Below are 5,384 nucleotides of genomic sequence, written 5' to 3'. Positions count from 1 at the left end.
GGCCGAGCCGACCCCTGCATCGGAGCCCGACGCGACCACCGCATCGGCCCCCGAGGCGACCGAGTCGGTAGACGACCAGAAGGACGACCAGAAGGACTGAGCGCGACGCGCGCGTCGGTTTGACCGACGCGGGGGCGAGCGGGTACATTTGTACGTCGGCGCGGAAGCGTCACGGGCCTGCCTGCGCCCCACGCGGCAGCGGCAGGAAACCATCCAGACGTAGAGGATTCAGATTCATGGTGTACGCGATTGTGAAGGCCGGTGGCCGCCAGGAGAAGGTCTCCGAGGGCGACGTCATCGTCGTCGACCGCCTCAAGGCGGCGGAGGGTGACTCCATCGAGCTCCCGGCGCTGCTGCTCGTCGACGGCGAGACCGTCACGTCGGACGCCAAGGCCCTTTCGAAGGTCAAGGTCACCGCTGAGGTGGTCCGTGACGAGAAGGGTCCCAAGATCGACATCCTGAAGTACAAGAACAAGACCGGCTACCGCAAGCGCATCGGTCACCGTCAGGCGCTCACCCGCCTGAAGGTCACGGGCATCAAGTAAGCGAGGAAGAACTCATGGCACACAAGAAGGGCGCGAGCTCCTCGCGCAACGGTCGTGACTCGAACCCCCAGTACCTGGGCGTGAAGCGCTTCGGTGGCGAGGTCGTCTCCGCGGGCGAGATCATCATCCGCCAGCGCGGGACCCACCACCACCCCGGCCACAACGTGGGCCGCGGCAAGGACGACACCCTGTTCGCCCTCGAGGCGGGCACGGTCCAGTTCACCAACCGTCGTGGCCGCAAGGTCGTCGACGTGGTGGCCGGCTGACGACCACCCACAGTTTCCTCGTCAGGGGCGTCGCCGATGCGGTGGCGCCCCTGACGTCTATCTTGAGAAGGTCGAGGAGGGAGTCACCATGGCCACGTTCGTGGATCGCGTCACCCTCCACGTGACCGCAGGCAGCGGGGGACACGGTGTCGCGTCCGTGCACCGCGAGAAGTTCAAGCCGCTGGGCGGACCCGACGGCGGCAATGGCGGCCGCGGCGGCTCGGTCATCCTCGTGGTCGACCCGCAGGTGACGACGCTGCTGGACTATCACCATGGCCCGCACCGCAAGGCGGACAACGGTGCCCAGGGCGCGGGGGACCACCGCCACGGCGCGAACGCCTCCGACCTGCGTCTCGGCGTTCCCAGCGGCACCATCGTGAAGTCGCCCGACGGCGAGGTACTCGCGGACCTCGTGGGCGATGGCGCCGAGTTCGTGGCCGCCGCGGGAGGCCGCGGGGGCCTGGGCAACGCCGCTCTCGCGACCCAGAAGCGCAAGGCGCCCGGATTCGCCCTCCTGGGAGAGCCCGGCGATGAGGCGACTGTGGTGCTCGAGCTCAAGTCGATCGCGGACGTCGCGCTGGTCGGTTACCCCAGTGCCGGCAAGTCCTCGCTGATCGCCGCGATGAGCAAGGTGCGCCCCAAGATCGCCGACTACCCGTTCACGACCCTCGTGCCCAACCTGGGCGTGGTCGAGGCGGGTGGCACCCGGTTCACGATGGCGGATGTGCCCGGCCTGATCGAGGGGGCGTCCGAGGGCAAGGGCCTGGGTCACGACTTCCTGCGCCACATCGAGCGCTGCTCGGTCATCGCGCACGTGCTCGACACCGCGACCCTCGAGTCCGATCGCGACCCCGTGCGGGACCTGCGCGTCATCGCGGGAGAGCTGCAGGCCTACACGGGCGACGAGGCCATCAGCGGCGTGCCGCTGGCCGAGCGCCCCCAGATCATCATCCTCAACAAGATCGACGTGCCTGACGGCCGCGAGCTCGCGCAGATGGTGCGCGAGGACCTCGAGGCGACGGGCATGCCCATCTTCGAGGTCAGCGCCGTGAGCCACGAAGGGCTGCGAGAGCTGTCGTTCGCGCTGGCCGCGATGGTGAGCGAGCATCGTGCCGCAGCGCCCGTGCTCGAGAAGGCGCCCGTCGTGATCCGCCCCCGAGCGGTCGACGACGCAGGCTTCACCGTCAAGCACGTGCGCGACGGCGCCGAGGACTACTTCCAGGTGCGCGGCTCGCGCGTCGAGCGGTGGGTCAAGCAGACCAACTTCGCCAACGACGAGGCCGTCGGCTTCCTTGCCGACCGGCTCGCGAAGGCCGGCGTCGAGGACGGGCTCTTCAAGGCGGGGGCGGTGCCCGGCTCCGAGGTCGTCATCGGGCCCCGCGAGGGCGGCGTGATCTTCGACTGGGAGCCCACCATGGCGACTGGCGCCGAGCTGCTGGGTTCGCGCGGCTCGGATGCGCGCATCGAAGAGCACGAGCGTTCGGCGCGCGCGACACGTTCGGAGAAGCGCGCCGAGCACAAGGAGCGCATGGACGCCAAGTCAGCAGCACGCGAGGAGCTGTGGACCGAGCGTCAGGCCGGCCATTGGACGGACCCCAACGAGGACGAGTGAACTGAGCGCGTTGCGCATCGGTGAGGCAAGAGAGCGGGAGGCTCAGTGACCGGCACGAGGGAAGCGATCGCGTCCGCACGGCGCATCGTCGTCAAGGTCGGGTCGTCGTCGCTCACTGAGGCGGACGGGCATCTGAGCGAGGTCGCGGTGCAACGCCTCGCGGACGTCGTCTCGGGATTCAGGGCGGTCGGTCGCCAGGTGATCCTGGTGACGTCGGGAGCCATCGCAGCGGGCCTGGGGCCCATGCGTCTTCCGGCGCGGCCCAAGGATCTCGCGACCGCGCAGGCGACAGCGTCGGTGGGCCAGGGCGCGCTCATCCACGCGTACACAGCAGCCTTCCGCTCGCATGGCGTCACCGTGGGCCAGGTTCTGCTCACCGCCGACGACATGGTGCGGCGCGCGCACTATGGCAACGCTCAGCGCGCCCTCAACAGGCTCCTCGACCTGGGAGTGCTCCCGATCGTCAACGAGAACGACGCCGTGGCGACCGACGAGATCCGCTTTGGCGACAACGACCGGCTGGCCGCGCTCGTGGCGACGGTCGCTCACGCCGATGCGCTGGTGCTGCTGACGGACGTCGACGGCCTCTACACCGCGGCGCCCGGCACGCCCGGGGCGGAGCGGATCGATGAGGTCCACTCGCTCGACGAGGTCGCGGACGTCGACGTGTCCCGCCGCGGCAGCGCGCTGGGAACCGGGGGGATGATCACCAAGCTCGAGGCGGCATCGATCGCCACTACGTCCGGCATCGCCGTCGTCCTCGCGAGCACCGCCGACGCCGCGCCCGCGCTCGCGGGCGACGCCGTGGGCACGCTGTTCCACGCGACCGGCAAGCGCGACACCACGCGCCTGCAGTGGCTCGCGCACGCCGCCAAGACCCGAGGCTCGATCGTGGTCGACCACGGCGCCGCCAACGCTCTGCGCGGCAGGCGAGCGTCCTTGCTCGCAGCCGGGGTGACGGAGATTCGCGGCTCGTTCGAGGCAGGCGAGCCGGTCGACCTGCTCGCTCCCGACGGCGCACTGGTCGCTCGCGGCTTCGCGGGCTTTTCCGCCGAGGAGGCGCAGCGCATGCGCGGCCTCAGTACGGACGTGCTGGGCATGCAGTTCGGGGAGGCCTACGCCCGGGAGCTCATCCATATTGATGACCTCGTCGTCATGTAGGTCCCGCGCGCCGCGCGCCGTCCCTCACTAGGCTCGAAACAGGTGAGCTGCGAGGAGGACGCCATGGCGGAGCATGAGGCTGCGCAGACCGCGTGGTGGAGCCAGGACGCTGAGGAAGCCCTGGACGCGCTCGGCGCATCGGGTGACGGCCTGAGTGCTGCCGAGGCCGCGGACCGCCTCGCCACGCACGGGCCGAACCAGCTCGAAGCCGTGAGTTCGGCCACGTGGTGGCAGCTTGCGGTCAAGCAGGCGCTCGATCCCATGAACCTGATGCTCATCGCGGTGACGGCGGTGTCGCTGGCGATCGGGCAGGCAAGCACCGGCATCCTCGTGGGCCTGCTCGTGTTGTTCAACGTGTGGTCCGGGGCGTCGCAGGAGAAGAAGGCGCAGGCGAGCGTCGACGCCCTCGCCACCATGCAGGTGCCGATGGTGCGCGTGCGGCGCGACGGCCAGATCGCGTCGGTCCCGGCCGTCGACATCGTGCCCGGCGATGTGATCGAGGTCGAGGCGGGCGACATTCTCGTCGGCAAGGTGACGCCGAAGGGCGAAAGCCCGATGACGCCGGAAGAAAAGCTCCTGCGCGCCATCTTCGGTGAAAAGGCATCGGACGTCCGCGATACCTCGCTGCGTCTGCCGCCGGGCACCACCGGCACGATCGTCGAGGTCCGCGTCTTCAACCGTCACGGTGTGGAGAAGGACCAGCGCGCGATCGCCATCGAGCGTGAAGAGATCGAACGTCTCGGCAAGGACCGCGATGACGAGCTCGCCATTCTCGAGCGCAACATCTATTCGCGCCTGTCCGACATCCTGCTGGGCAAGAAGGCAACGTCCGGTCCGAAGGGCTTCAAGAAGGGTGAGGTCACCCAGGAAGCGCTCGACGACCAGCCGCGCTCGCAATGGTGGAAGATCGCCATCGACGATGAAAAGGCGATGGGCGAAGTCGAAGCGCTGAAGAAACAGTATGACGACTCCAAGGCGCGGCTGGACCGCCGCTTCGAGGACAAGGTCGACAAGCTGCAGCGCGGCGATGAGATGCCGCCGGGCGTGATGAAGATGGTCAAGGTCTTCGTCGCGGTGAAGCGCAAGCTGCAGCCGGGCGACAAGATGGCCGGCCGCCACGGCAACAAGGGCGTCATCTCCAAGATCGCGCCGATCGAGGACATGCCCTATCTCGAAGACGGTACGCCGGTTGACCTGGTGCTGAACCCGCTGGGCGTGCCTTCGCGGATGAATGTCGGCCAGATCCTGGAAACCCACCTCGGTTTCGCGTGCAAGGGCCTCGGCCGCCAGATCGGCGAGCTCTACGAGGGCTACAAGCGTGACGGCAAGGCCAAGGAATTGAAGTCCAAGCTGACCGAGGTCTATGGCAAGGACCAGGAGCTGCCGAAGTCGGACGAGGAGCTGGCCGAGCTGGGCCGCAACCTCTCGAACGGCGTTCCGATTGCCACGCCGGTATTCGACGGCGCGCGCGAAAGCGACATTGTCGATCACCTGAAAATGGCCGGGATCAAGGAATCGGGCCAGTCCGACCTCTATGACGGACGGACCGGTGAAAAATTCCGCCGCCCGGTGACGGTCGGTATCAAGCATCTGCTCAAGCTGCACCATCTGGTCGACGACAAGATCCACGCGCGTTCGATCGGACCGTACAGCCTGGTCACCCAGCAGCCGCTGGGCGGTAAGGCGCAATTCGGTGGCCAGCGTTTCGGCGAGATGGAAGTCTGGGCTCTCGAAGCCTACGGCGCCGCCTACACCCTGCAGGAAATGCTGACGGTGAAGTCGGATGAGGTGGCGGGCCGG

General features: G+C 68.2%; 4 protein-coding genes and 2 pseudogenes. All 6 read left to right on the top strand.

Annotated features, from left to right (window positions below):
* Nucleotides 1-236: 236 nt before the first annotated feature.
* Complete coding sequence (gene rplU / locus QZ483_RS12500; protein WP_297084494.1) at nt 237-545, top strand: 50S ribosomal protein L21; 309 nt, start codon at nt 237-239, stop codon at nt 543-545.
* Nucleotides 546-559: 14 nt separating this feature from the next.
* Nucleotides 560-811 (top strand): 50S ribosomal protein L27, encoded by a 252-nt coding sequence (gene rpmA / locus QZ483_RS12495; RefSeq protein WP_297084492.1) that lies wholly within the window; start codon nt 560-562, stop codon nt 809-811.
* Nucleotides 812-899: 88 nt separating this feature from the next.
* Nucleotides 900-2,423 carry a GTPase ObgE gene (gene obgE / locus QZ483_RS12490; protein WP_297084490.1) on the top strand — a complete coding sequence of 508 codons (1,524 nt, stop codon included), beginning with the start codon at nt 900-902 and terminating at the stop codon, nt 2,421-2,423.
* Between the two features lie 45 nt (nt 2,424-2,468).
* Nucleotides 2,469-3,584, top strand: coding sequence for a glutamate 5-kinase (gene proB / locus QZ483_RS12485; RefSeq protein WP_297084488.1), 1,116 nt, complete (start codon nt 2,469-2,471; stop codon nt 3,582-3,584).
* Between the two features lie 63 nt (nt 3,585-3,647).
* A pseudogene (locus QZ483_RS12480) lies at nt 3,648-3,869 on the top strand (cation-transporting P-type ATPase); the annotation flags it as partial.
* A gap of 213 nt (nt 3,870-4,082) precedes the next feature.
* Nucleotides 4,083-5,384, top strand: a pseudogene (gene rpoB, locus QZ483_RS12475) (DNA-directed RNA polymerase subunit beta); the annotation flags it as partial.

Origin of the sequence: uncultured Demequina sp. (assembly GCF_913055775.1) — a bacterium.
In the GTDB taxonomy this organism is placed as follows: domain Bacteria; phylum Actinomycetota; class Actinomycetes; order Actinomycetales; family Demequinaceae; genus Demequina.
The sequence above is the reverse complement of the archived record's forward strand: the minus strand, read 5'-3'. Positions and strand labels throughout refer to the sequence as shown.

Bases quoted from the DNA above. Each gene is read 5' to 3' on its own strand.
- rplU (WP_297084494.1), top strand. From the start codon at position 237: ATGGTGTACGCGATTGTGAAGGCCGGTGGCCGCCAGGAGAAGGTCTCC.
- rpmA (WP_297084492.1), top strand. From the start codon at position 560: ATGGCACACAAGAAGGGCGCGAGCTCCTCGCGCAACGGTCGTGACTCG.
- obgE (WP_297084490.1), top strand. From the start codon at position 900: ATGGCCACGTTCGTGGATCGCGTCACCCTCCACGTGACCGCAGGCAGC.